Annotated in this window: 24 protein-coding genes and 1 tRNA gene; 16 read left to right on the top strand and 9 right to left on the bottom strand. The window is 67.0% G+C overall.

Features of this window, described 5'->3' with window-relative positions; genetic code table 11:
* Window positions 1-49: 49 nt before the first annotated feature.
* On the bottom strand, window positions 50-1,972 hold the full coding sequence (gene dnaG, locus HNS34_RS14125) for a DNA primase (protein WP_172320735.1): 1,923 nt from the start codon (window positions 1,970-1,972) through the stop codon (window positions 50-52).
* A gap of 145 nt (window positions 1,973-2,117) precedes the next feature.
* Between dnaG and HNS34_RS14120 the strand changes: the two genes are divergently transcribed.
* From HNS34_RS14120 to ribD, 4 genes are all read left to right on the top strand, one after another.
* Entirely contained in the window at window positions 2,118-2,306 is a 189-nt protein-coding gene (locus HNS34_RS14120) for a hypothetical protein (protein WP_172320734.1), read from the top strand.
* Window positions 2,307-2,352: 46 nt separating this feature from the next.
* A complete protein-coding gene (locus HNS34_RS14115) occupies window positions 2,353-2,775 on the top strand; it encodes a secondary thiamine-phosphate synthase enzyme YjbQ (RefSeq protein ID WP_172320733.1) in 423 nt (140 codons plus the stop codon).
* A 145-nt stretch (window positions 2,776-2,920) separates the two neighbouring features.
* Window positions 2,921-3,388 carry a transcriptional regulator NrdR gene (nrdR, locus tag HNS34_RS14110; protein WP_172320732.1) on the top strand — a complete coding sequence of 156 codons (468 nt, stop codon included), beginning with the start codon at window positions 2,921-2,923 and terminating at the stop codon, window positions 3,386-3,388.
* 3 nt (window positions 3,389-3,391) lie between these two features.
* The gene (ribD, locus tag HNS34_RS14105) at window positions 3,392-4,477 is read left to right on the top strand and encodes a bifunctional diaminohydroxyphosphoribosylaminopyrimidine deaminase/5-amino-6-(5-phosphoribosylamino)uracil reductase RibD (protein WP_172320731.1); all 1,086 of its coding nucleotides are present in this window, start codon (window positions 3,392-3,394) and stop codon (window positions 4,475-4,477) included.
* 126 nt (window positions 4,478-4,603) lie between these two features.
* Here the strand turns inward: ribD and HNS34_RS14100 are convergent, their stop codons facing one another.
* The 3 genes from HNS34_RS14100 to HNS34_RS14090 form a co-directional block, all read right to left on the bottom strand.
* Window positions 4,604-6,655 (bottom strand): capsule polysaccharide biogenesis protein, encoded by a 2,052-nt coding sequence (locus HNS34_RS14100; RefSeq protein ID WP_235952739.1) that lies wholly within the window; start codon window positions 6,653-6,655, stop codon window positions 4,604-4,606.
* Between the two features lie 4 nt (window positions 6,656-6,659).
* Window positions 6,660-7,793 carry a polysaccharide biosynthesis/export family protein gene (locus tag HNS34_RS14095; RefSeq protein ID WP_456236977.1) on the bottom strand — a complete coding sequence of 378 codons (1,134 nt, stop codon included), beginning with the start codon at window positions 7,791-7,793 and terminating at the stop codon, window positions 6,660-6,662.
* Window positions 7,794-7,878: 85 nt separating this feature from the next.
* Window positions 7,879-9,162: a capsule polysaccharide biogenesis protein gene (locus HNS34_RS14090; RefSeq protein ID WP_172320730.1), complete on the bottom strand. Its 1,284-nt coding sequence runs from the start codon at window positions 9,160-9,162 to the stop codon at window positions 7,879-7,881.
* Between the two features lie 151 nt (window positions 9,163-9,313).
* Here HNS34_RS14090 and HNS34_RS14085 point away from each other — a divergent pair, with 151 nt between their 5' ends.
* The 3 genes from HNS34_RS14085 to HNS34_RS14075 are packed head-to-tail and all read left to right on the top strand — an operon-like array spanning window position 9,314 to window position 10,699.
* Window positions 9,314-9,904, top strand: coding sequence for a riboflavin synthase (locus tag HNS34_RS14085; RefSeq protein WP_172320729.1), 591 nt, complete (start codon window positions 9,314-9,316; stop codon window positions 9,902-9,904).
* Window positions 9,901-10,149: a hypothetical protein gene (locus HNS34_RS14080; RefSeq protein ID WP_172320728.1), complete on the top strand. Its 249-nt coding sequence runs from the start codon at window positions 9,901-9,903 to the stop codon at window positions 10,147-10,149. Before HNS34_RS14085 ends, HNS34_RS14080 begins: the two co-directional genes overlap by 4 nt.
* Window positions 10,130-10,699, top strand: coding sequence for a hypothetical protein (locus HNS34_RS14075; protein ID WP_172320727.1), 570 nt, complete (start codon window positions 10,130-10,132; stop codon window positions 10,697-10,699). Before HNS34_RS14080 ends, HNS34_RS14075 begins: the two co-directional genes overlap by 20 nt.
* Window positions 10,700-10,873: 174 nt before the next feature.
* Here the strand turns inward: HNS34_RS14075 and HNS34_RS14070 are convergent, their stop codons facing one another.
* On the bottom strand, window positions 10,874-11,902 hold the full coding sequence (locus HNS34_RS14070; RefSeq protein WP_172320726.1) for a proline racemase family protein: 1,029 nt from the start codon (window positions 11,900-11,902) through the stop codon (window positions 10,874-10,876).
* Window positions 11,903-12,033: 131 nt separating this feature from the next.
* Here HNS34_RS14070 and ribB point away from each other — a divergent pair, with 131 nt between their 5' ends.
* The 4 genes from ribB (at window position 12,034) to HNS34_RS14050 (ending at window position 14,553) form a co-directional block, all read left to right on the top strand.
* Window positions 12,034-13,158, top strand: coding sequence for a 3,4-dihydroxy-2-butanone-4-phosphate synthase (gene ribB / locus HNS34_RS14065; protein WP_172320725.1), 1,125 nt, complete (start codon window positions 12,034-12,036; stop codon window positions 13,156-13,158).
* A complete protein-coding gene (locus HNS34_RS14060; protein ID WP_172320724.1) occupies window positions 13,158-13,700 on the top strand; it encodes a 6,7-dimethyl-8-ribityllumazine synthase in 543 nt (180 codons plus the stop codon). The genes ribB and HNS34_RS14060 overlap by 1 nt, the downstream gene beginning before the upstream one ends.
* Complete coding sequence (gene nusB, locus HNS34_RS14055) at window positions 13,697-14,182, top strand: transcription antitermination factor NusB (RefSeq protein WP_172320723.1); 486 nt, start codon at window positions 13,697-13,699, stop codon at window positions 14,180-14,182. The genes HNS34_RS14060 and nusB overlap by 4 nt, the downstream gene beginning before the upstream one ends.
* Window positions 14,183-14,298: 116 nt before the next feature.
* Window positions 14,299-14,553, top strand: a complete 255-nt coding sequence (locus tag HNS34_RS14050; RefSeq protein ID WP_172320722.1) for a DUF6455 family protein — start codon at window positions 14,299-14,301, stop codon at window positions 14,551-14,553.
* Window positions 14,554-14,577: 24 nt separating this feature from the next.
* Here HNS34_RS14050 and HNS34_RS14045 read toward each other — a convergent pair whose 3' ends face one another.
* Window positions 14,578-16,143, bottom strand: coding sequence for a zinc-binding metallopeptidase family protein (locus HNS34_RS14045; RefSeq protein WP_172320721.1), 1,566 nt, complete (start codon window positions 16,141-16,143; stop codon window positions 14,578-14,580).
* A gap of 111 nt (window positions 16,144-16,254) precedes the next feature.
* On the opposite strand from HNS34_RS14045, the gene HNS34_RS14040 reads away from it, so the two are divergent.
* Window positions 16,255-16,557: a hypothetical protein gene (locus HNS34_RS14040; RefSeq protein ID WP_172320720.1), complete on the top strand. Its 303-nt coding sequence runs from the start codon at window positions 16,255-16,257 to the stop codon at window positions 16,555-16,557.
* 283 nt (window positions 16,558-16,840) lie between these two features.
* Window positions 16,841-17,302, top strand: coding sequence for an MmcB family DNA repair protein (locus HNS34_RS14035; protein WP_235952738.1), 462 nt, complete (start codon window positions 16,841-16,843; stop codon window positions 17,300-17,302).
* Between the two features lie 80 nt (window positions 17,303-17,382).
* Here HNS34_RS14035 and HNS34_RS14030 read toward each other — a convergent pair whose 3' ends face one another.
* Entirely contained in the window at window positions 17,383-17,571 is a 189-nt protein-coding gene (locus HNS34_RS14030; protein WP_172320719.1) for a DUF6324 family protein, read from the bottom strand.
* Between the two features lie 149 nt (window positions 17,572-17,720).
* On the opposite strand from HNS34_RS14030, the gene HNS34_RS14025 reads away from it, so the two are divergent.
* Window positions 17,721-17,797, top strand: a tRNA-His gene (locus HNS34_RS14025).
* A gap of 16 nt (window positions 17,798-17,813) precedes the next feature.
* Here the strand turns inward: HNS34_RS14025 and HNS34_RS14020 are convergent.
* Together HNS34_RS14020 and HNS34_RS14015 are read right to left on the bottom strand one after the other, a co-directional pair.
* Entirely contained in the window at window positions 17,814-18,923 is a 1,110-nt protein-coding gene (locus HNS34_RS14020; protein WP_172320718.1) for a saccharopine dehydrogenase family protein, read from the bottom strand.
* A 109-nt stretch (window positions 18,924-19,032) separates the two neighbouring features.
* Entirely contained in the window at window positions 19,033-19,527 is a 495-nt protein-coding gene (locus HNS34_RS14015; protein WP_172320717.1) for an Lrp/AsnC family transcriptional regulator, read from the bottom strand.
* 143 nt (window positions 19,528-19,670) lie between these two features.
* On the opposite strand from HNS34_RS14015, the gene HNS34_RS14010 reads away from it, so the two are divergent.
* Both HNS34_RS14010 and HNS34_RS14005 read left to right on the top strand, forming a co-directional pair.
* A complete protein-coding gene (locus HNS34_RS14010) occupies window positions 19,671-21,860 on the top strand; it encodes a dehydrogenase E1 component subunit alpha/beta (RefSeq protein ID WP_172320716.1) in 2,190 nt (729 codons plus the stop codon).
* Entirely contained in the window at window positions 21,857-22,888 is a 1,032-nt protein-coding gene (locus HNS34_RS14005; protein WP_172320715.1) for an ACP S-malonyltransferase, read from the top strand. The genes HNS34_RS14010 and HNS34_RS14005 overlap by 4 nt, the downstream gene beginning before the upstream one ends.
* The last annotated feature ends 120 nt before the right edge of the window (window positions 22,889-23,008 follow it).

The raw sequence follows: 23,008 nt of genomic DNA, 5'->3' as shown, positions 1-23,008 counted from the left end.
CCGCGTAAGATACATGTCTAATTGCGAATCACTGATTCGCACACCCGGATCAGCGGGTTTTCTTGACCCATGCCTTGCCGTCTATCAAGTCGCGGAGATGACGCGACAGCGCGCCCTCGTCCTCGCCCGGTGCCGCCCCGTCGCTGGTTTTCGGCGCATCGGCCTGCTGGCGGGCGTGCAGCGCGTGGTTCAGCCGCCAGTTCAGCCGCGCCTCGTCGGTATGGTCCAGATCTTCCAAAGCCTCGGTCATCTCGTTCTGGATGCCGCGCCGGGCGGCCAGCTTGGCAAACTCCTCGGCCAGGCAGCGCGCCGCCTTCTCGGTGTCGCCGGGGGTGCGGATCCAGGGTGCGATCCGGACATGGCCAAGGTTGAGCAGCGTTTCAAGGGCAGGGGTCAAATTAGCCCGGTCCAGCGCCTCGGCAAGCGCGTCGCGGTCCCGATGCGGCGTCGCCATGAGGATCCCCGCCAGCCGGGCGTGATCGGGGTTGGCGGGCGCCATCTGTTCGATCTGGCGCTCGAACCGGTCGATCAGGGCGGGCGTCAGGCAGAGCGTGGCCAGGATCAGCGCGTGGCGCATATCGGCGTCAGACATTGCGCCCGCGGCCAGAACCGAGGCGCGGGTCTGGGCCATGGGGGCGGCGGGAGCATTTCGCCCCTTCGACGGCGTCCAGGTGCCGCCCTTGCGCGGGGCGCGGAAAAGCTGGAACCGCAGGTCGTTCAGCGCCTGGCCGTAATGCCGTTTCAGCGACGGATCCTTGATCCGGGCGACCGCGCTGCGCAGCGATTTGTCCAGCGTGGCGCGGCGTTCGGGGCTGTCGAAGCTGCGCCCCTCGGTCTCGCGCTGCCAGAGCAGGTTGACCATCGGCTGCGCGCTGTCCAGCAGGTCTTGCATGGCGCGCGCGCCCCTGGCCTTGATCAGGTCGTCGGGATCCTGCCCCTCGGGCATCAGGCAGAAGCGCAGCGATTTGCCGGCCTCCAAGAGAGGCAGCGCCAGGTCGATGAGGCGCAACGCGGCCTGAAGCCCCGCCCGGTCGCCATCCAGCGCCACGACGGGCTCATCCGAGATGCGCCACAGCAGTTGCAACTGGCTTTCGGTGATCGCGGTGCCAAGCGGCGCGACGGACGCCGTGAACCCGGCGCGGTCCAGCGCGATCACGTCCATGTAGCCCTCGGCCACAATGAGCGGCTTGCCCTTGCCCGCCGCCTCGCGCGCAGGCCCGTGATTGTAGAGCGCGCGGCCCTTGTCGAACAGCTCGGTCTCGCGGGAGTTGAGGTATTTCGCCCGCGCGTTCGGGTCCATCGCGCGCCCGCCGAACCCGATGCAGCGCCCGCGCGGGTCGCGGATCGGGAACATGATGCGGTCGCGGAAGGCGTCATAAGGATTTCCGCCATCGTCGGGCTGGCTGGCGATCCCGGCGGCGACGATCAGTTCGGGCGCATGGCCCTTGTCCTTCAATGCCTGGAACGCGCCCTGCCTTGCATTGGGGGCATAGCCGATCTCGAACCGTTCTTGGGCGGCCTCGTCCAACCCGCGCCCGTCCAGATAGTCGCGCGCCGCGCCACCGCTGCCCGCGCGCAGCTGCATCCGGTACCAGGCGACGGCGGCCTCGGTCACCTCGGCGATCAGGCCGCGCCGGTCGGCCTTTTGCTGCGCCTGCGGATCACGGGAGGGCATGGTCATCCCGGCCTCGCGCGCGAGGATCTCGACCGCTTCCATGAAGCCGACATTCTCGGTGGCCTGCACGAAGCTGAGCGCATCGCCCTTCTCGTGGCAGCCGAAGCAGTAATAGAACCCCTTGCGGTCATCGACGTGGAACGAGGGCGATTTTTCCTGGTGGAACGGGCAAGGCGCCCACATGTCGCCCTTGGCCTGGTTCGACTTGCGATTGTCCCACATGACCTTGCGGCCCACGACCTGCGCAAGCGAGGTGCGGCTGCGAAGTTCATCCAGAAAACCGGGGGGCAGACTCATGTCGCGCAGTATCTGCGCCACGCGGGGCAGAGTCCAGCGGATGCGACAGGTTGGAGTTTCACTAAAATGTCACGATTGCGTCGGGTCGGGACCGTAATTGCAGCGCAGGAAGGGGCATTGGGGGCGATCTTCACGGGAGCGCGAGATGTTGAAGAGTTTTCTGACGGACGACAGCGGCGCGATCACCGTCGATTGGGTGGTGCTGACGGCGGCGCTCTGCGGTCTTGCGATTGCGGTGACAGCGCTGATTAGCGCCGGCGCGCGGACGCCCACGAATGCGCTCAACTCGACTCTGTCGACCGATGTTGTCGGCGATCACGACAGTTTCGATTGAGGCCCACGCCTCGACCCTGCCGCCCGTCCGGTGCAGTATCGGGGCGATGCAGACGCAACTCACCATTTCCACGCACGGCCCCGGCCTGACCGAGATCACGCGGGAGGTCGCCGATTGGCTGGCCCGGATCGGCGCGCGCGACGGCCTGGTGACGCTGTTCATCCGGCACAGCTCGGCCTCGCTGCTGATCCAGGAAAACGCCGACCCCGAGGTGCAGGCCGACCTGACCTCCTTCTTCCACCGCCTCGTGCCGCCCTCGGACGATCCCGCGATGGCCTACCTGACCCACACTTACGAAGGCCCAGACGACATGCCCGGCCATATCAAGGCGGCGCTGCTGCCGGTCAGCCTGCAGATCCCGGTGGCGGAGGGCCGGATGGCGCTTGGCACCTGGCAAGGCATCTACGTGGTCGAACACCGCACCCGCCCGCATCAGCGCCATGTCGCGCTGCATTTCCGGGCCGATTGACCCTGTGGCAACAGATACCCCCCATGATCTAGGGGCTGCAATTCCCCACTACCCAAGCCCTCGCGTCGGGCCTATAGTGCCTGTGGATAAGCGGGGCATCAGACCCCAGAGGCTTGAGCAGTCAAAGACGAGGGGGGATCGGCCCATGCGCTGCCCGTTTTGCGGAAATGTAGATACCCAGGTGAAGGATTCGCGCCCGGCGGAGGATCACGTGGCCATCCGGCGGCGGCGGTTCTGCCCGGCCTGCGGGGGGCGCTTCACCACCTATGAGCGCGTGCAGCTGCGCGACCTCGTGGTGATCAAGACCAATGGCAAGCGCGAGGATTTCGACCGCGACAAGCTGGAACGCTCGATCCGCATCTCGATGCAGAAACGCCCCGTCGAGCCCGAGCGCATCGACCAGATGATCTCGGGCATCGTGCGGCGGCTGGAAAGCATGGGCGAGACCGACATCCCCTCGAACAAGATCGGCGAGATCGTGATGGAGAGCCTGGCCCGGATTGATACGGTAGCCTATGTCCGCTTCGCCTCGGTCTACAAGAACTTCCAGGAAGCCGATGATTTCGAGGAATTCGTCGCCGAACTGCGCCCGCCCGTCCTGCCCGAAAGCTGAGCCATGAGCGGCGATGACGCCCGTTGGATGCGCACGGCCCTTGGGTTAGGTGCGCGGGGGCAGGGCCGTGTCTGGCCCAACCCCGCCGTGGGCTGCGTGATCGTGCGCGACGGCCGGGTCGTCGGGCGCGGCTGGACCGGGCCCGGCGGTCGCCCCCATGCCGAGACGGAGGCGCTGCGCCAGGCCGGGAAGGCCGCGCGCGGGGCCACGGCCTATGTCACGCTGGAGCCATGCGCCCATTTCGGACGCACGCCGCCCTGTGTCGAGGCGCTGATCCGCGCCGCCCTGGCGCGGGTCGTCATCGCCATGGGCGACCCCGATCCGCGCACTGACGGGGCCGGGGTCAAACGGCTGCGCGCGGCGGGGATCGCGGTGACATCGGGTGTCGAGGAAAGGGCCGCCGCCCGTGCCCATCAGGGCTTTGTAAGCCGCGTGACCAAGGGCCGCCCCGCGCTGACCCTGAAACTGGCCAGTTCCCTCGACGGTCGCATCGCCACGGCGTCAGGTGAAAGCCAGTGGATCACCGGCCCCGAGGCGCGCCGCGCGGTCCACGCCATGCGCGCGCGCCATGACGCGGTGCTGGTGGGGGCGGGGACTGCGCGGGCCGATGACCCATCGCTGACCGTGCGCGGCCTCGGCATGGCGCATCAGCCGGTGCGTGTCGTGATCAGCCGCCGGTTGGACCTGCCCACGGACAGCCAGCTTGCCCGCAGCGCGCGGGATATTCCGCTGTGGCTGATCTGTGCCGAGGATGCGCCGGAAGAGCGGCAGGCCGACTGGCGCGATCTCGGGGCCGAGATCATCGCCTTGCCCGCGCCGATCGACCTGGGCCAGGCTCTTGCCGCGATGGGCCAGCGCGGCCTCACCCGCGTTTTCTGCGAGGGCGGCGGCGCGCTCGCGGCCTCTCTGCTGCAGGCCGATCTGGTCGACGACCTGATCAGCTTCACCGCCGGCATGGCGCTCGGGGCCGAGGGGCTGCCCGCGATTGGCCCCCTGGCGCTTGCCGCGCTCGATCAGGCTCCGCGCTATGCCCTGCGCGAGACCCGTCAGATCGGCACCGATATCCTGACCCATTGGTCCCGCGCCTGACGCGACTTTCTCTTTCATTTTGCCAAAAATACCTGACTCCGTCTCTCACCGCCGGGCCCGTCATTCGCCATTGAAGACCAGTTCAAGCCGAGAAGGTCCCCGGTACGGGGGCCGCCGAGGGCGCCCTCACCGCCACAGATGCGCATGCCCCGCGAACCAACCCTGCAGTTTCGCCAGCGCGCGCAGGCGGATGGCGGGGCGGGGGATGGTGTCGCTGGCCAGCCGCTCCAACGCCACTTCCGGCGGGCAGGCCGTGCCGGTGACGGGATCGAAATAGCGCGGATAGGTGATGAGGACGGCATGGGCGAGAGCCGTCGGCGAAGGGCGGGCCGCCCGGCGCGCAGGGACGGGGCCGAGGTCATTCGTCAGCCCCCACCCGGCATAGAATGGCGCGCCGAGGCAGGTGACGGGAACGCCCCGGATCAGCGCTTCGAAGCCGAGGAGCGAGGTCATGGTTACCACCCGGTCCGCGCGGGCGATCAGCGCCACGGGGTCGGCATGGTCGGCCACGATATCGGCCAGCCCGTCCAGCGCGTCGCGTGCGATCTTGCCTTCGCGCAACCCCGCCTCCACATCCGGGTGCGGCTTGTAGATCAGGCAGGCCTCGGGGTGCAGCGCGCGCGTCTTGCGCAGAAGTTCCAGGTTGGTCCGGATCTCGCCCGCGCCAAGCCGGATCGAGGCGTCATCCTCGACCTGTCCCGGCACCAGCACCGCCTCGCGGCCCTCGGGCAGGTCCAGCGCGGGCACTCCACCGACATTGTACTTGCTGAGGCCCGCACGGATCAGCGCCTCGACCAGCGCCTCTGCGCGGCGCAGGCGGGGCTGGGGCAGGGCGGCGGCCCGGGTGATCAGCGCCTCCAGGCGGCTGGCCCGCGTCGGGTCGTAGTAGATGCCGAGATCGTCCAGCACCAGGCTGAGCGGCGGCACCAGGTCCGCGCCGAGCCCGCGCGAGCGCAGGAACCCGTCCTCGACCCGAACCAGGGGCCGCCCCGCACAGGCCGCGCGGACCTCCTCCGTTTCCTGTCCGGCCCAGACCATCACGGGGCGGTTCATCGCCACCGCCGCTGCCGGTGACTTGGCAAAGCGCAACGCCTGCCCCGCGCCGCCGAAGACCTTTTGCAAGGGCGCGCGTTTCCAGGCCCGCATGCCGAGTGCTGCATAGCCAAAGCGATCCTCGCGCCAGGCCCGCGCGCGGGCCTCCAATGTCGCCAGCACATCCTCGAAGGCGCAGAGCCGGTCGCGATAGGGGTCATACCAGGTCGGAAATTCCAGCATCGTCACCGCGAATAGCTGTGCGCGGGTCAGGCGCCGCGCGCGTCGCGCGACCGGGTTGCGATCCTCGGTCAGGCCCCATCCGGCATAGAAGGGCTGGCCGAAAATCTGCGGCTTGTGGCCCGCGAAAATGGCCTCGTAGCCAAGCTGCGAGGTCACGGCATAGACTGCGACGGCCCCCTCCATCAGCCGCCAGGGGGAAATCGGATCGGTGATCAGATCGGTGCGCTCGTCGCAATCCGCCGCGCCGAAATGCCCCGGTCGATGGCCCGCGCGGGTTTCGGGGTGGGTCTTGATCACGATTCGCGCAGCCGGATGCTCCAGCCGTGCCTGCACCAGCATCTCGCGGAACGTGGCGGCATCGGCCCCGCCATGGCGGATCGAGGCATCGCCCTCGGTCTGGTCTATGACCAGCACGTAGCCGGGGGCGGGGGGCGCGACCTTGGGGTCGACGGCGCTGTACTTGGTCAGGTGCCCCTCGACCATCCGCGCCATCCCCTCGCGGGCGCGGTCCAGCAGCGCGGTATCGTCCAGCGGATGGGTGGCCAGCATGTGCTCAAGATCACTGGGCGCGGAACTGTCGAAATAGACGCCGCGCCGGTCGATGGTCAGGCCGAGCGGCGGTTCGCCCTCGCGGCCCGGATGCAGCGAGCGCAGGAAGGCATCCTCGACCCGCACCAGATGCGCGCCCGTGGCCGCCGCCGCCGCCTCGCCGCGGTTCGCATAGGGGCTGCGGCCCCAGACCAGCACGTCATCCTCCGGCCCCGGCTTGCCAAGGCGCAGATCGTGACCCGCCAGCGTCAGGATGCGCCGCACGCGGGCATTGGTCAGGAAGCCGCCGTTGAAATAGAACGCCCGCCGAGATGTCCCCCCGGCGGGCGTGTCTGTTCCGTCGCCTTGCGCCAAGGCGCTACTCGGCCAGGCTGCTGATCGAGCCCGCGGTGCCAAGCGTGCCGGTCAGCGCGCTGATCACCTGGTTCCACTGGGCAAACGGGGCCAGCGTGACATAGAGCGTATCCTCGTCCCGGATCACGAAATCGCGGGCCTCGAACATGCCCGTGGGCGCGGTCAGATCCAGCACGTAGATGAAGCGCTGCGTGCCGACGATGTCGTTGCGGCCAAGGACCGCGCGCGCAATCGCCTCGGGCTCGTTGCGCAGGATGAAGACGCCGGTGGGATCGGCGAGGCTCGGGTTCAGGCCGCCGACGGTGGCAATCGCCTCGATGGCCGAGATCGTCTGGCTTTCGAAGGGCACCCGTGTCTGCGCGTTGGTGGCCCCGAGCGCGGTGAAGGTGCGGCGGTCTTCCTCGACCAGGATGCGGTCGCCCGCGCGCAGCGCGATGTCCAGTTCCGGGTTGGAGTAGAGATCCTCGAACCAGATCGTGCCGGTATGGCCGCCGCGCACCACGGTGATCTGTGCGATCTCGGGCTCGATGGCGACGCCGCCCGCCCGCGCCAGCATGGCCGACAGCGTCCGGGTGGGCCGTTCGATGGCGAAGACGCCTTGCGCCCCCACGGCGCCTGCCACGGTCACGGTCGCCCCGTCGCCCGCCACGCGGCGCACGATGATCTGCGGATCGGGGGTCTGTTCATCCAGGTTGCGGGTCAGGATCTGGCGCAGGCCCTCGGGCGTGTTGCCCGCGGCGCGGACCCGGCCCGCATAGGGGATGAAGATGAAACCGGCACCATCGACCTGCACCTCGTCCAGCACCGTGCTTGGCGCGCCGGTGGCCCCGAGCAGCGGATCGGTCACGTTTTCCCAGATCGACAGCGACAGCGTGTCGCCGGGCCGGATCTCGTCCGAGCCAAGCTGGCCGGCGTTGATGAATTCCTGCGAGAAGCCGAGCGCCTCGACCACCGATGTGGCGCGCAGTACGCGGTCATTGACGGTGACGACAAAGGCATCGCCCTGACGTTGCACGGATCCTGCGAAGAGCTCGCTGCGGTTGGGGCCGGATCGCGGCAGCAGCCCACATTGGGCCACCAGCGATACAACCACCAAGAGGGCGACGAACCGCGCCCCTCGGGAAGCCAGTGATGTCACGGATTTCGGCTCCTTATTTGCCTGTACTGCCTCGGTTTATTTTTTTGTCACTCTAGCGAAAAGTTTTTCGCCTGACCAGTTTTTGTTATTTCACCAGCCGCAGGTGTTGCCGTGGTGCAGGCCGGCCCGCATCCAGCGCCTCGTAGGGGTCGTCCGGCGACAGCATCATGTCGACCACCTGGCGCAGGAGTTGCCGCCGCCCGCGCGCGGAATAGAAGCTGCCGGTGATCTGCGAGGTCTCCAGCAGGTAATGGCGATAATCGCGATAGGCGCGGCTGTCAGGGCGGGTCGGCGTCTGGAAGAACTCGTCGAGGCTCTGGGTCGAGACGAATTCCGGCTTGAGGTAGACCGCCGTGCCGAACGCCTTGAGCGGCAGCCCGCGCCAGAGCGCCTGTTGCGCGGCGGTGGAATTCACGGTGACGGCGCTGCGCGCATCGTCCAGCAGGCGCGCGAGCTTGCCGCCGCGCACGTAATGGACGCGGGCAGCGACCCCCTCATCCCGCGCGATCCGGGCGATGACGCGGGGCAGGGGCACGCGGCCATCCTCCAGCGGGTGCGATTTGATGACCAGGTGGTGATGCTGCGGCGCGCCCGCGGCAAAGCCCTCGATCAGCATTTGCAGGAAGTCGGTCTGGGTGTCGAAGGGGCCATGCTGCTGGAAGCTGGAATCATGTTCCAGTTGCAACAGCGCCAGGTGATAGGGAAAGCCGCCGGTCTTGATGCGCCAGGTGGCGATCTTGCGCGACAGCGAGATGGCGGGCATGAAGGCGATCCGGCGCAGGTAGAGGCGCAACTCGCGCGCCACGGTGATATTGCGGTGCGGTCGGAAGTTCCGGTAGCGGAAGTTCAGGAACATCACGAACCAGTGGTAGAGCGCGCCGTAGAAGATGTGCTGCCGCATGTCGCCCCATTTCGCGGGCGTGTCCGGCAGGTCCAGGTCCAGCCCCTTCAGCGCGCGGCGCATCTGAGGCACGGTGGTCTCCATCAGCCGCGAATGCCCGTTCGACCCGCCGCGTTCATAGGTGACCCAATAGGGCCGCAGGTAGCCCTCCTCGAACACATGCACCCGCAGGCCCCGCGCCCTGGCGATCTCGACCGCGCTTGCGTGGATGGGGCGCGTATCGCCGTAAAGCACGATATCGGTGGTATGGTGGCGCTCCAGCAATTCGGTGAACCGTGCGGGCCAGTCCTCGACCGTGCCGCGATAGGGAATGTAGCTTGGCCGGTGGTGCCAGAAGGCGCTGTCGCCCTGGTTGAAGCCGACCCGCCAGACATCGGCGCCTGCCGCGCGCAGCATCTGGCCGAGCCGATGAAAGAACGGCCCGTGCGGTCCCTGGAGGAACAGGAAGGATCGGTTTTCTGCGGCCATTACAGGCACGTCCGGCCTCGTGATCATGAGAGAGTGGTAGCGTGTCGTGATCTCTCTTGCACGGGGCAATGGCACCTTGAGGGCCGGTTTATGCCTTGATTGTGGCGCGGGCCTTGGCGATAGGTGAGGGCAGCAACCTGGAGTACCCCCCATGTTCACAGGCATCATCACCGATATCGGCCGTATCCGCACGCTGGAAAACCGCGGCGATCTGCGCGCCCGCATCGAGACCGGCTATGACACCGCGGGTATCGAGATCGGGGCCTCCATCGCCTGTGACGGGGTTTGTCTTACGGCGGTGGCGCTCGGGGGCGATTGGTTCGACGTCGATATCTCGGCCGAGACCGTCTCGAAGACCAATATCGGGGATTGGGCCGAAGGCGGGCGAATCAACCTGGAACGCGCCCTCAAGGTGGGGGATGAGTTGGGCGGCCATATCGTCTCGGGCCATGTCGATGGCGTGGCCGAGGTGGTGGCGATGCGCGACGAGGGCGACAGCACCCGCGTGACGTTCCGCGCGCCCGAGGATCTGGCCCGCTTCATCGCGCCCAAAGGGTCCGTGGCCCTCAATGGCACCTCGCTCACGGTGAACGAGGTCGCGGGCCGCGATTTCGGTGTCAACCTGATCCCGCATACGCAGGAGGTGACGACCTGGGGGCTGGTGAAGCAAGGCGACCGGATCAACCTGGAGATCGACACGCTGGCCCGTTACGTGGCGCGGTTGCGGGATTACGGCGCGTGAAACCGGTCGTGCGCCGGTCGATCAATGACGAGAGCGGGCAGCGCTGTGTCGATCTGGTGCAGAGCGGCGACGCGGCCTGGCATTGGCAGGAATGCCGCCGTGACCCCGAGGATGCGCATGGCTGGCGCATCGTGACCCGTGTGCCGGACGCCTCCTACGGCAGTCTTGAAGAGGCGGCGCGCGCGGCGCAGGATGCGATCGCGTGGCTGGCGGAGGAGGGGATGGATGACCCAGATCGGACATAATAACGGCCCCGCGCTGGAGCCGGGTTTCGGCTTTCGCAAGCACGCCTGGGGCAGGGCGCGCAAGGCGCTGATGAAGACCCTGCCGCTGGAGATCCTGCGTGTCCGCGTCGCGCGCGCCGAACGGCTCGGGATCGACTACCGCAGCTATGCCTCGATCCGTGCGGCATCCGGCCATGACGTGGTGGCGTTCATCTTCTCCGGCAACGCGCTGGAGATGCGTCGGGGGCGCGCGGTCGCGCCGGACCGGCAGGCGCGGCTGATCGGTCTCAAGGACGCCGCAGGCCGCATCGGGGCGATTTACGCCCCCGCCGATCCGGACGCGGTGCTTGCGGAAAACGCCCCGCTGCTCGACGCCACCACCCGCGCGCCCGGCTTCACCGAAAGCTGGTCGGCCACACGCGACCGGTTGCGCGCCACCCTGCGCCGCCACGGCCTGCCTGCGGATGGCACCGTCCTGATCCCCGCCACCGCCGTCGAACGCGACTGGTGCGCGGCTGGAAAACTGGCGGGCGTGATCGACGCAGAGCGCTTCTTCTCATCTTCTTTGTGAAAATACTTCCGCCGGAGGCCGCGGGGCCGTGAGGCCCCGCCCCGGTCGGATTGCGCAGCAATTCGAGACAAGGGCTGCAATCCTCACGCCTTGCTGCCCTCGACGCGCCGCCTGTTTGGGGCTCCGCCCGTTCGCCAGCGAAACGCTCCACTGGAGCGTTTCCAGGTAGCTGGCTCACCCTCCGAAATCCCCGATGGCAAACCCTTCCGGAAACGGATCGTCCGGATCCAGAAGGTGCTGCGACAGCCCGTATATCCAGCCCTGACCTGACAGGCTCGGCACGATGGCATCGAAGCCCCCCACCTGCGTCACGTCCTCGATTCGGCCCGTGAAGCGCGTCCCGAGCGGGCCTTCGTTCACGTAGTCCTGGCCCACCTCCAGCAACCCGCGCGCGTGCAGGCAGGCCATTCTGGCACAGGTTCCGGTGCCGCAGGGCGACCGGTCCAGCGCCCCCGCGCCGCCGGTGGCCAGGGTCACCACGCTGCGGCCCGATGCGCCCGCGCCCTGTGCCGGACCGGTAAGTTGCGAGATCGTGGGGCCGGTGATCGCGGCGTTCTCGGGATGGGTCACCTGCAGCTGCTCGCGCGCCGCCCGCCGCAGCGCCTCCGAGATGCGCATGATCTCACCCGCGTTCCCGGCGCTCAGCTCGACGCCGAACTGCGCCGCCTCGGCGATGACGAAGAACATGCCGCCCCAGGCGATATCGACCCGCGCGGCCCCCAACCCCGGCACCTCGATCCACGCATCGAGATGCACCGCGAAGGCCGGCACGTTGCGGAACCCGACGCGCGTGACCTTGCCGCCCGTACAATCCGCCCGCACCTCGATCAGCCCCGCGGGGGCCTCCAGCACAAGCTCGGTCACGGGCTCGATCATGGGCAGGATGCCGGTCTCCAGCAGGGCGGTGACGACGCAGATCGTGTTGGAACCCGACATCGGCGGGTATTCCGTCTGCTCCATGATGATGAAACCGGCATCGGCGCGCGGGTCGCACGGCTCCACCAGCGCGTTGCAGCACAGCGCCGGGTGCCCGCGCGGCTCACGCAGCATGAGCTTGCGGATATGGTCGCCCTCGGCCGCCATCCATTGCATCTTCTCGAAGACCGAATTGCCGGGGATGGGCGGCAGCCCGCCGGTGATGACGCGCCCCGGTTCGCCCTCGGCATGGACCTCCACGCTGGTGATCAACCGTGATGCGCGCATGACCGTCCCTCCCCCCTGGGCGGAAAGGCTACGCCCCGGCGTGACGTCATGTCCAGTGGCCCGCATGCACACTGGCGCTGGACCCGCGCCTGCGCTATGCCCGGACCCGAAACGCGAGGAGGCCCGCACCCATGAGCTACGAGACCCCCGGCCCGGTCGAGACCGATTATTCCGATGCCGTCTCCTCGATCGAGGAGATCATCGACGACGCCCGCAATGGCCGCATGTTCATCCTGGTCGATCACGAGGATCGCGAGAATGAGGGCGACCTGGTGATCCCGGCGCAGATGGCGACGCCCGAGGCGATCAATTTCATGGCCATGCACGGGCGCGGTCTGATCTGCCTGTCGCTGCCGGGCAGCCGGATCGACGCGCTCGGGCTGCAACTGATGTCGACCTATAATTCCTCGCGCCACGAGACCGCCTTCACCATTTCCATCGAGGCGCGCGAGGGGGTGACCACCGGCATTTCCGCCGCCGACCGGGCGCGCACCGTCTCCGTGGCCATCGACGCCACCAAGGGCGCCGCCGATATTGCCACGCCGGGCCATGTCTTTCCCCTGCGCGCGCGCGAGGGCGGCGTACTGGTGCGCGCCGGTCATACCGAGGCGGCGGTGGATATCAGCCGGTTGGCGGGGCTCAACCCCTCTGGCGTGATCTGCGAGATCATGAACGAGGACGGCTCCATGGCGCGGCTGCCCGACCTCGTTGCCTTCGCGCAGCGGCATAACCTCAAGATCGGCACGATCAGCGACCTGATCGCCTATCGCCGCCGTCACGACAACCTGGTCCGGGTGCGCGTCGAGGAAACCATTACCTCCGAGTTCGGCGGCGAATGGCAGATGCGGATCTACACCGACGAGACGCAAGGGGCAGAGCATATCGCGCTGGTCAAGGGCGACATCTCGGGCGACGAGCCCGTTCTGGTGCGGATGCACGCGCTGGACCCGCTGCTTGATGTGGTCGGCACCGGCGGCGCGGGGCGTAGCCGCGAGTTTGGCGACGCGATGGAGCTTATCGCCGAGGAAGGGCGCGGCGCGTTGGTCCTTCTGCGCGACCTGCACATGAAGCTGACCCCGGAGCATGAGGCCTCCCCCCAGACCTTGCGCCAATACGGGCTGGGGGCGCAGATCCTGTCCTCGCTCGGGCTGTCGAAACTGGTCCTGCTGACCAACTCGCCGACGCCCAAGGTGGTGGGGCTGGATGCCTACGGGCTGGAGATTGTCGGCACCCGCAAAATCTCGGAGATCGGATAATGGCCGGATCGGAGACACATTACAGCCTGCCACTGCCCGAGTTCGACACGCCGGTGAAGCTGCTGATCGTGGTCGCCCCCTATTACAAGGACATCGCCGATGACCTGGTCGCGGGCGCCATCGCAACAGCGGAGGCGGTCGGCGCGGCCCATGAGATCATCGAGGTGCCCGGCGCGCTGGAGGTGCCGACCGCCATCGCCATCGCCTACAAGCAGAGCAATTTCGACGGCTTCGTGGCGCTTGGCTGCGTGATCCGGGGCGAGACCACGCATTACGAGACGGTGTGCAACGACAGCTCGCGCGCGTTGCAGTTGATGGGGCTGGACGGGGCCTGCATCGGCAATGGCATCCTGACCGTGGAAACCCGCGCGCAGGCCGAGGTGCGGGCCGATCCGAAGGGTCAGAACAAGGGCGGCGGGGCTGCCGCGGCAGCGCTGCACCTCATCGCGTTGACGCGGAAGCTCGGGCGGCCTAAAGGCGGCATCGGATTCAAGCCGCGCGGTGAAGAGATGCTGATCGCGGAGAACAAGGACACCGCATGACCGACCCCCGACCCTCAGCACCGAGTCGCGAGGAAAAACGCCAGATGAAATCGGCGGCGCGCCTTTATGCCGTGCAGGCGCTGTTTCAGATGGAAGCGTCCGGGCAGAGTGCCGACAAGGTGCGGGTCGAGTTCGAGACCTACCGCTTCGGCGAGGAGGTCGCGGGCGAGGAACTGGTCGAGGGCGATGTGGATCTCTTCCGCAAGCTCATTGACGACACGGTGAACTGGCAGGCGAAGATCGACCAGATGACCGACCGGGCGCTGGTGGCGAAATGGCCGATCGCGCGCATCGACCCGACCATCCGGGCGCTCTTCCGCGTCGCGGGGGCGGAACTGACGCAATCCGACACGCCGCCCAAGGTGGTGATCAACGAATATGTCGATGTCGCGCGGGCCTTCTTCCCGGAAGGGCGCGAGCCGAAATTCGTCAACGCCGTGCTGGACCACATGGCGCGGGAAGCCAGGCCCGAGGCATTCTGAGCCGTCCAGCACCACGGACTTGACATATATCAAGGCGAACACCTGCTTTTTCTGACAGGGCGGATGTAACGCGACGCACGCGTTCCGAGACCCCGAAACCGGAGAAAGGAGACAGCATGGCCGTAATCTCGAATGCGCTGCGCCACCCGGAACAGATGCCGAAGATGGCCCGCGCCCTTGGTGTGGACCTCGTCAGGGCCGCCGCCGATGGCAGGCTGCGCCCCTTCGAGCGGCACGATATGGCGTATCGGTGCAGCACCTGCACGGACAGGCCGGCCTGCGATGCCTGGCTGGCGGATAACAGCGGCGCTGCCGAAGCCGCCCCGGCGTTTTGCCGAAACAAGACCCGGCTGGACGCCCTGAGGGGCTGAGGGTCTGCGCCGCTCGTCGGCGGATCAGCTGGGTATGACCCAATCCGTCCCGCGTGCCGTGGTGACGTATTCCGGCCAGCGGAAATTCAGCGGCGGGGCGTAGTCGCAAAGCGGGGCAAGCCATGTCCCGCCGCCGATCCCGCCCCCCGTGCGGTCCCGGAATTCCGCCTGTGCCGCCTCCAGAACCCCGGTATCCCCCAGGCAATCCAGCGCCGTCATCGCCACCACTTCTGCCGCCACCTGCGTCATCGGGTCGATGCAAGGGGGATGCCCGCCGAGCGCGTTCATCGCCCATGCCGGATAGGCATAGCCCGGCGGGGCCTGAAGGGCAGGGCGGCCCAGGTAGAGCCGCACGGTCGGCGCGTGCCAGCAATATTCGGTGTAGTCGTCCGAGGTGAAATGGCGTTGCGAGGGGGGCAGGGTGGCACGCAGCTGTCGCTCGGCCTCCTCGGGGTCGATCAACTCAGAGATCATCGGCAGGAAGGGGGTCTCCATCGGCTCCAGCCCCAGTTCGGACTGGATTGCACGGGCGAAATCGGCGGCCTCCGCACCCCATTGCGGCGCGCCGACCTCCTCCAGATTGGTGTAGGTCGCACGGGCCAGCGCGTGGTTGGGCAGGCCGGGGCGGGATTTGGCGACCCAATGCCTGCGCCAGGTGCAATGGCAGAGGCTCGCGGCGGCCTCGGCGAAATGATCGAGGCCGCGGATGATATGCTCGGCCTCTTCCACCTCGGAAATGCGGATGAAATACATGATCTGCGCCATCTGCGCCGGGATGTTGTCGGCGGTGGCCTGCCCGTGCGCAAGGATGGTCTCGTTCATCGACCAGCTTTGGCCGGGGGCCATGACATGCTCGCGCAGCGCCTTGGCCGTTTGATACATCTGCACCATCGCATCCGTCGCGCCGGGGGCGCGCGGGCTGGCATGGCTGGCCGGGATGGGCGAGGCACCGCCGCCCGCCATCCAGGTCTCGGGCGTGTCGCAGGTGAACTCGTAGATGACGCCATAGCCCACGCCGCAATGCGTGTCCCATCGAACGGTGTTGCAATAGGGGGCCATGTAGAAGGGGTGAAAGCTGATCGCGGCATCGAGATCGTCGTAATAACCCGCCGCCGCGTGGATCGGTTTCGACCCGCGCACCTTTTCCGCCGGTTCGCCAAAGAACTTGAGGCGGCCCTTTATCCCGTGCGCCTCCATCGCCGCCTTGGCCGCCAGAAACCCGCCAAGCGCCCCCATGCCGAGCGCCGAATGCGGGTCGGTGTGGCCGCCGGCATGGGGGCCGAGCCCGTCGCGCGGGGCCTGCCGGGGCTCCGCCGCCTGGCAATTGCCCGGAATGCCGTCATATTCGGCATAGCCGCCGATCACCGGCCCGTCGCCATTGCCCCAGGTGGCGCAGAAGGCCGTGGGCATGCCCCCGCTGCCTTCCTCGACCTCGAAACCCTCGCGGCGCAGCAGGTCGACATAGAAGGCGGCGGAGCGGTATTCCCGCCAGGCGGTTTCGCCATGGTCCCAGATCGTCCGCGTCCAGCCCGAGATCTCGCCCATCCGGCCCCTGACCGTCTCGCGCGCCGTTGCTTTCGCCTGCTTCATGCCGTCCTCCCCCATGCTGCGCCAAGGCTAGCCAGGCGAACAGGCTGCGGCAACCGGGCGGCTTGTCATGCGCGACCGGCACATTACCTTGATTGACAGGAGGTTCATCCCATGCCCGATCATATCCGCTTCATCCTCAAACATGCCGCCATCGGCTTCGGCATCTCCGCCGGGTTCGCGGCGCTGCTGCTGTGGCTCAATATCGGCAATCTCTGGCACCTGGTCACGCACACGTCGGAAGGCCCCATCGCCGTGATCATGCTGGTGATCTTCGGCGGCATCACCTTCGGCTCGGCCCAGGTCGGGTTCAAGATCATGACGATGGGCGAGGAGGAGGATGACGACGATAGCGGCAAGCGCGACGCCCTGCCGGTTCTCGACGCCGTTCCGGTGCCGGTGCAAAGCGACCGCTGAGCGGTGCCGGAAGAGGGAGAATATCGGCGGGGGACCACCATGAACGTGGGGGTGTCGAATTCCCGGGGACCTGTATGAACAGGTGGGCGCCAGGTAAACGGACCAGGGTCCGCACAGAGCCAGCTCCCTTGGAATTGCTTAAGGCCACTGGAATATTGCCCCTTCACAGGAAAGGCAGACCCCGCCTAGGCCAGACATAGGGCTGCGGCCTCTCCGGAACAAGGGGGTTTCGGCGCGTGCCCTGCCCCTTGCCATATGTTCACGAATTGTTCATGCTTTCCCGATGACCGACCCGGCCCCGTTCGATCCCCCCGCCCTGATGCCCGGCCAGCTTCTGGCGTGCGGCGTCTGTCGGCACTTGCGCCAGCACGATTTCGCGACATTGGAGGAGTTCGTGCCCGACCGGGGCCTGCGCGTCGACGTGATGGCGCTCGGTCCCAGGGGCGAGGTCTGGATCATCGAATGCAAGAGCAGCCGGGCCGATTTCACCTCGGACGCGAAATGGCAGGGCTACCTGGACTGGTCCGACCGTTATTTTTGGGCCGTGGACGAGGATTTCCCGACCGATCTGCTGCCCGAGGGCACCGGCCTGATCATCGCCGATGCCTATGACGCCGAGATCCTGCGGATGGGGCCGGAAACCAAACTGCCGGCCGCCCGCCGCAAGGTGCTGACCCGCAAATTTGCCCGCACCGCCGCGCAGCGCCTGCACCTCTTCCGCGATCCCAAACCCGGAACAATTTGACTAAAGTTTGCCTTCTTTGTTCCAAAAATATCCCGGGGAGTTTGAGGGGCTGGCCCCTCAATCCACCCTCTCGTTCGGTCTCAGCCCTTGGACGATGCCGCCGCCTCCGCCGCCGCGCGCAGTTCCTCGGCGATCTCCAGCGCTTCCTCGGGTTCGAAATCCATCGGCAGGTCGATGCCATCCGCCTCGATATAGATTCGTACCATGCCCAGGTTGGTCGGTCCGATCTGGATATTCGCGGTCACGTCGCTTTCGCTGTTGATGCTCATCTGTCTTCTCCGGCTCGCATGGGGTTCTCAGGCAGGTAGAGGCTGCCCCCTGCCGCTGCAAGCGTCAATCCGAACCGGCATGAAAGGGGCCACGCGACCGATCAGAAGGCTTGCAATCCCCGCGCCCGTTTTGTATCCCCCGCGCCAGTGCCGCCTTAGCTCAGTTGGTTAGAGCGCCGGATTGTGGATCCGGAGGTCTCCCGTTCAAGCCGGGAAGGCGGTACCATCCTTCCCGACCCCGTTCAGGCCGCCGCGACCATCCCGGTCACCGCGCCCCTGCCGTAATTGCTGCCGAACTCGGTTGCCATGAAGTCGGAGAGGGCAACCTGTTCCTGGCGCACGAACCCCGCGCTTGGCAGTTTGCCCATACGCATCAGGTCCATCACGCCGCAGACGCCCGAGGCCGTGGTGATCTGGATCGCGCCCCAGATCCGTCCGCCGCTTTCCTGCGCCATGGATTTGTTGATGAAGCTCTTTTCGCGATATTCGCCCCCGATCCAGCCGGTGGCGGTGCAGAAGATCAGAACCACATCCTGATCGGTGCGCGGCAAGGCGGTCTCGAACACGTCGCGCAACAGGTCACGGCGGCTTTCCAGCCGCAGGTCGTGCAGCAGCATCTTGATGATCTCGCAATGGCCGGGATAGCGGATCGTGCGATAGGAGACGCGGCGCGCGCGGCCCGCCAGCGTCTCGGTCAGGGTGCCGAGGCCGCCCGAGGTGTTGAAGCACTCGTAATCGGTGCCATCGACGCTGATCAGGTCCAGATCCTCCAGGGGCGCGGCCTTGATCACCTTGCCATCCTCGATCACGTCGCAGGGGTTGCAATATTCGTTGATCAGCCCGTCCGTGGACCAGGTCAGGTTGTATTTCAACGCGTTGGTCGGGTAGAGCGGCAGCGCGCCCACCCGCAGCGACAGCGTGTCCAGCGTGTCGAACTCGGCGGCCAGCGACGCGCCCGCGATGCCGACGAAGCCCGGCGCCAGCCCGCATTGCGGCATGAAACCGGTCGTGGCCCCCTGGGCCAGCTTGCGCACGGCATCCGTCGCCGCGACATCCTCGGTCAGGTCGAAGTAATGCGCCCCGGCCTGTTTCGCGGCGGCGGCGATTGTCGGCGTCAGGAAGAACGGTGCCGCACTGACCACGGCGTCGAAGCCTTGCAGGCTGTCGGCCAGCGCCTCGGCGTCGCCGGCATCCGCCTGTATCACATTGAAGCCCATCTTCTGCGCGCGCGTCAGGTTGCCCAGGTCAGCATCGGCCAGGGTGACAGTGTAATTGGGCGAGCGGTGCAGAAACTCGGCGATCATGTGGCCGATCTTGCCCGCGCCGACGATACAGACATTCCAGGTGGTCATTGCGCGCTACTCCTCAATGGCGGTTTTGCCTGGAAGAGTGCCGAAGGTTGGGCCGGTCTGTCGCCTGCCAATGGGCCGGAACCCGCGCGATTTCAGGCATTTTGCCGGATCAGGGGGTATTTGCGTCCGCCAGGTTGCGAATCTGGCGTTCGATCCGCTCCGCCGTATCCTCTTGCCTGCGGTCGAACTTGCGCCCGAAGACGACCGAGGTGTTGGTCCGCGTCACCCCCGGTATTTCGCCGATCTCATCGACCAGAATGTCGAGATCCTCGATCCGGGGGGCCTCGGCCGACAGGAACAGGTCGTATTCGCCATTGATCGAATAGCAGGCCTGGATCTCGGGATAGCCGGAAAGGCGTTGCAGGATCTTGCGCGTGTCTTGCTGCCGGATTTCCAGGAACATCAGGATTTGCACGGTTTCCTCGCCCGGTGTGCGGCTGAGGATGACCGAGTAGCCCGAGATCGTGCCGTCCTTCTCCATCCGCGCGATGCGTTCATGCACGGTCGAGCGCGCCACCTCCAGCCGCGCCGCGATGGTCGAGGTCGAGGCCCGCGCGTTGCGCTGCAATTCCCGGATGATGCGTCTGTCCAACGTGTCGCGCATGCAATTTGCTGCCTTTTTCGGAAGTTCGCCGGATTTCGCGGGTTTTCTGCCATTCTGTCAAGGGGCGATGGCTGTGCCGTGGCGGCACTGGACAATCCACGGTCAAACCGCAAGATGTGGCCCGGATCAAACGGGGGCCTCCGATGGACCGGGTCGAGATTGTTCATGAAAACCTGACGACGCGCCTGCCCGCCGGGGATTTTCCATCGGGCCGCGCGCCGGTTCCGCCGCTCACGGGGATCGAGGGCGTGGCGCTTTTCCGCGCGCAATGCCTCAGCCGCGCGCTGGACCGGGAAAGCCGCGCGATGCAGAAGGCGGGGCAGGGCTTCTATACAATCGGCTCGTCGGGGCATGAAGGCATGGCCGCCGTCGCCGCTGCCCTGCGCCCGACCGATCCGGCCTTCCTGCATTACCGCGATGCGGCGTTCCAGATCGCGCGGGCGGGGCAGGTGCCGGGGGTCAACATCACCTGGGACATGTTGCTGAGCTTCGCCTGTTCGGCGGAGGATCCCATTTCGGGCGGGCGGCACAAGGTGCTTGGCAGCCGCGCCCTGATGATCCCGCCGCAGACCTCGACCATCGCCAGCCACCTGCCCAAGGCCGTGGGAGCGGCCTATGCCATCGGGCTGGCGCGGCGGCATAGGCCGGAGCATAGGTTGTATGAAAAGGACGCCATCGCGGTCTGTTCCTTCGGCGACGCCTCGGCTAACCATTCGACCGCGCAAGGCGCGATCAACGCGGCGGGCTGGACCGCCGTTCAAGGCACGCCCCTGCCGCTCATGTTCATTTGCGAGGACAATGGCATCGGCATCTCGACCAGGACGCCCAAGGGCTGGATCGAGAACTCAATGCGCCACCGCCCCGGTATCCGCTATTTCAAGGCCGACGGGCTGGACATGTTCGACACATTCCGCGCCGCGCGCGAGGCCGCCGAGTACACCCGCCGCCACCGCAAGCCCGCCTTCCTGCATCTGCGCACCGTGCGGCTCTACGGCCATGCCGGGGCGGATGTGGCGACCTCCTACCTGCCGCGCGAGGAGGTGGAACGGGACGAGGCCAACGACCCGCTGTTGCACTCCGCGCGATTGCTGGCGGAGGAGGGGGCGCTGGCCCCCGAGGACGCGCTGGCGATCTACCAGGAGACCTGCGCCCGCGTCACACAAGTCGCCGCCGAGGTCATCCAGCGCCCGCGCCTGAAGACCGCCGCCGACGTGATGGCCACGATCCTCCCCCCGAAACGGAGTTGCGCGCCCACGAATGGCCCCTCACCCGAGGCCCGCGCGGCGCGGTTCGGCAGCGACATGAAGGCGATGGACGCCCCGCAAACCCTGTCGAAATGCCTCAACATGGCGCTGACCGACCTGATGCTGGAGAATGGCGAGATCATTCTCATGGGGGAGGATGTCGGGCTGAAGGGCGGCGTCTATGGCGTCACGCAAAAGCTGCAATCGCGCTTTGGCCGCGACCGGGTGATCGACACGCTGCTGGACGAACAGAGCATCCTGGGCCTCGCCATCGGTCTTGCCGGCAACGGCTTCGTCCCTATCCCCGAGATCCAGTTCCTGGCCTATCTGCACAATGCCGAGGATCAGTTGCGTGGCGAGGCGGCCACGCTGCCCTTCTTCAGCCGTGGCCAGTTCACCAACCCGATGGTGCTGCGCATTGCGGGGCTCGGCTATCAGAAGGGGTTCGGCGGGCATTTCCACAATGACAACAGCCTCGCCGTGCTGCGCGACATTCCGGGGCTCGTGATCGCCTGCCCCTCGACCGGGGCGGATGGGGCAAGGATGCTGCGCGAATGCGTGCGTCTGGCGCGCGAGGAAAACCGCGTGGTGGTGTGTGTCGAACCCATCGCGCTCTACCCGATGCGCGATTTGGATGAGGCGGGCGATGGCGGCTGGATGACGCCCTATCCCGCGCCGGATGAGCGGATCGCGATGGGCGAGATCGGCCAGCATGGCGACGGGGAAGACCTGGCCATCGTCACCTATGGCAACGGGCATTACCTGTCCCGGCAGGCCGAAACGGCGCTGGCGCAGGCCGGAACGCGCACACGGATCATCGACATCCGCTGGCTGGCCCCGCTGCCGGTTGAGGCGATCTTGCAGGCGGTCCGCGACTGCGCGCATGTCCTCATCGTCGATGAATGCCGCTTTACCGGCGGGCAGGCCGAGGCGCTGATGGGGCATTTCCACGAGGCGGGAGTGCCCAGTTTCGCGCGTGTCACCGCCGAGGACAGCTTCATCGCCACCGGCCCGGCCTATGGCGCGACCCTGCCGTCGAAGGAGGGGATCATCGCGGCGGCGAAGGCCCTGGTGGAGGGCAGGTCATGACAAGGCGCGCGGTTCTCATCCTGCCCGGTCGCGGCACCTATAATGCAGGCGAGCTTGGCTATCTGAAACGCCACCATGCGGATCGCGTCGACCTGATCGCGCGCTTCGATGCCATCCGCGAAGCGGCGGGCGAAGTGCCGGTCTCGACCCTCGACGGGGCGGAGAAATTCAGCCTGTCCAGGTATTCACGCGGCGACGTTGCCTCGCCCCTCATTGCCGCCTGCGCGCTGGCCGATGCCACGGCGCTGGCCGATGACATCGAGATTGTCGCCGTCACCGGCAATTCCATGGGCTGGTATCTGGCCCTGGCCGCAGGCGGCGCGGTCACGCCCGAGGACGGGTTTCGCATCGTCAACACCATGGGCGGGTTGATGCAGGCGCAGCTGATCGGCGGGCAACTGGTCTATCCCTGGATGGGCGTGGACTGGGTGCCGGAGGCGGCGCGCAAGGCTGATCTTCTGGCGCAGGTGGAAGAGATCGGTGCGCGGGAGGGGCAGGCGCTGGCGCTGTCGATCGACCTGGGCGGAATGCTGGTTCTGGCGGGCGATGAGGCGGGGCTGGCGGCCTTCGAGGCGGCCGTGCCGCGCGTGAATGACCGCTTTCCGATGCGCCTGCCCAATCACGCGGCGTTTCACACGCGGCTTCAGGCGCCTGTCGCCGCCCTTGGCCGTGACACGCTGGCGCGGTCCATCTTCCACCAGCCCGCAAAGCCCCTGATCGACGGGCGCGGCCATATCTGGTGGCCCGGTGCAAGCGACCCTGCGCGGCTGCATGACTACACTTTTGGCCACCAGGTGACGGAAGCCTACGATTTCACCGCCGCGATCCGCATGGCGGCGCGGGAATTTGCCCCCGACCTCTTCATTGTCACCGGGCCGGGCGACACGCTTGGCGGCGCGGTGGCGCAATCGCTGGTGGCCTGCGGCTGGCGCGGTATGGGCAGCAAGGCCGATTTCACGCAGGTGCAGGAGGCGGAGGGCCTGCTGGCCTCGATGGGCCGATCCGATCAGCGCGGGCACGTCACCTGACGCGGACCCGGTGAATTGTGATCGTTTCGCCACAGGGGTGGGTGTTCCCAGCATTGCGCGAATGCCCGATTTGTTGCAGCATAATTTCGTGACGCCCCTGGCGCGGAGCCGATTTTCAGG

The sequence above is a fragment of the Alterinioella nitratireducens genome, assembly GCF_013155465.1.
GTDB lineage: Bacteria > Pseudomonadota > Alphaproteobacteria > Rhodobacterales > Rhodobacteraceae > Alterinioella > Alterinioella nitratireducens.
This window is presented reverse-complemented; position numbering and strand designations above follow the sequence as displayed.

Coding starts and splice junctions, on each gene's coding strand:
- HNS34_RS14040 (WP_172320720.1), top strand. CDS start 16,255: ATGCCCGATCATATCCGCTTCATCCTCAAACATGCCGCCATCGGCTTC.
- HNS34_RS14020 (WP_172320718.1), bottom strand. CDS start 18,923: ATGACCACCTGGAATGTCTGTATCGTCGGCGCGGGCAAGATCGGCCAC.
- HNS34_RS14120 (WP_172320734.1), top strand. CDS start 2,118: ATGTTGAAGAGTTTTCTGACGGACGACAGCGGCGCGATCACCGTCGAT.
- HNS34_RS14035 (WP_235952738.1), top strand. CDS start 16,841: ATGACCGACCCGGCCCCGTTCGATCCCCCCGCCCTGATGCCCGGCCAG.
- HNS34_RS14075 (WP_172320727.1), top strand. CDS start 10,130: ATGACCCAGATCGGACATAATAACGGCCCCGCGCTGGAGCCGGGTTTC.
- HNS34_RS14090 (WP_172320730.1), bottom strand. CDS start 9,162: ATGGCCGCAGAAAACCGATCCTTCCTGTTCCTCCAGGGACCGCACGGG.
- HNS34_RS14050 (WP_172320722.1), top strand. CDS start 14,299: ATGGCCGTAATCTCGAATGCGCTGCGCCACCCGGAACAGATGCCGAAG.
- HNS34_RS14115 (WP_172320733.1), top strand. CDS start 2,353: ATGCAGACGCAACTCACCATTTCCACGCACGGCCCCGGCCTGACCGAG.
- ribB (WP_172320725.1), top strand. CDS start 12,034: ATGAGCTACGAGACCCCCGGCCCGGTCGAGACCGATTATTCCGATGCC.
- HNS34_RS14030 (WP_172320719.1), bottom strand. CDS start 17,571: ATGAGCATCAACAGCGAAAGCGACGTGACCGCGAATATCCAGATCGGA.
- nrdR (WP_172320732.1), top strand. CDS start 2,921: ATGCGCTGCCCGTTTTGCGGAAATGTAGATACCCAGGTGAAGGATTCG.
- HNS34_RS14005 (WP_172320715.1), top strand. CDS start 21,857: ATGACAAGGCGCGCGGTTCTCATCCTGCCCGGTCGCGGCACCTATAAT.
- HNS34_RS14085 (WP_172320729.1), top strand. CDS start 9,314: ATGTTCACAGGCATCATCACCGATATCGGCCGTATCCGCACGCTGGAA.
- HNS34_RS14045 (WP_172320721.1), bottom strand. CDS start 16,143: ATGAAGCAGGCGAAAGCAACGGCGCGCGAGACGGTCAGGGGCCGGATG.
- dnaG (WP_172320735.1), bottom strand. CDS start 1,972: ATGAGTCTGCCCCCCGGTTTTCTGGATGAACTTCGCAGCCGCACCTCG.
- nusB (WP_172320723.1), top strand. CDS start 13,697: ATGACCGACCCCCGACCCTCAGCACCGAGTCGCGAGGAAAAACGCCAG.
- HNS34_RS14060 (WP_172320724.1), top strand. CDS start 13,158: ATGGCCGGATCGGAGACACATTACAGCCTGCCACTGCCCGAGTTCGAC.
- ribD (WP_172320731.1), top strand. CDS start 3,392: ATGAGCGGCGATGACGCCCGTTGGATGCGCACGGCCCTTGGGTTAGGT.
- HNS34_RS14010 (WP_172320716.1), top strand. CDS start 19,671: ATGGACCGGGTCGAGATTGTTCATGAAAACCTGACGACGCGCCTGCCC.
- HNS34_RS14070 (WP_172320726.1), bottom strand. CDS start 11,902: ATGCGCGCATCACGGTTGATCACCAGCGTGGAGGTCCATGCCGAGGGC.
- HNS34_RS14015 (WP_172320717.1), bottom strand. CDS start 19,527: ATGCGCGACACGTTGGACAGACGCATCATCCGGGAATTGCAGCGCAAC.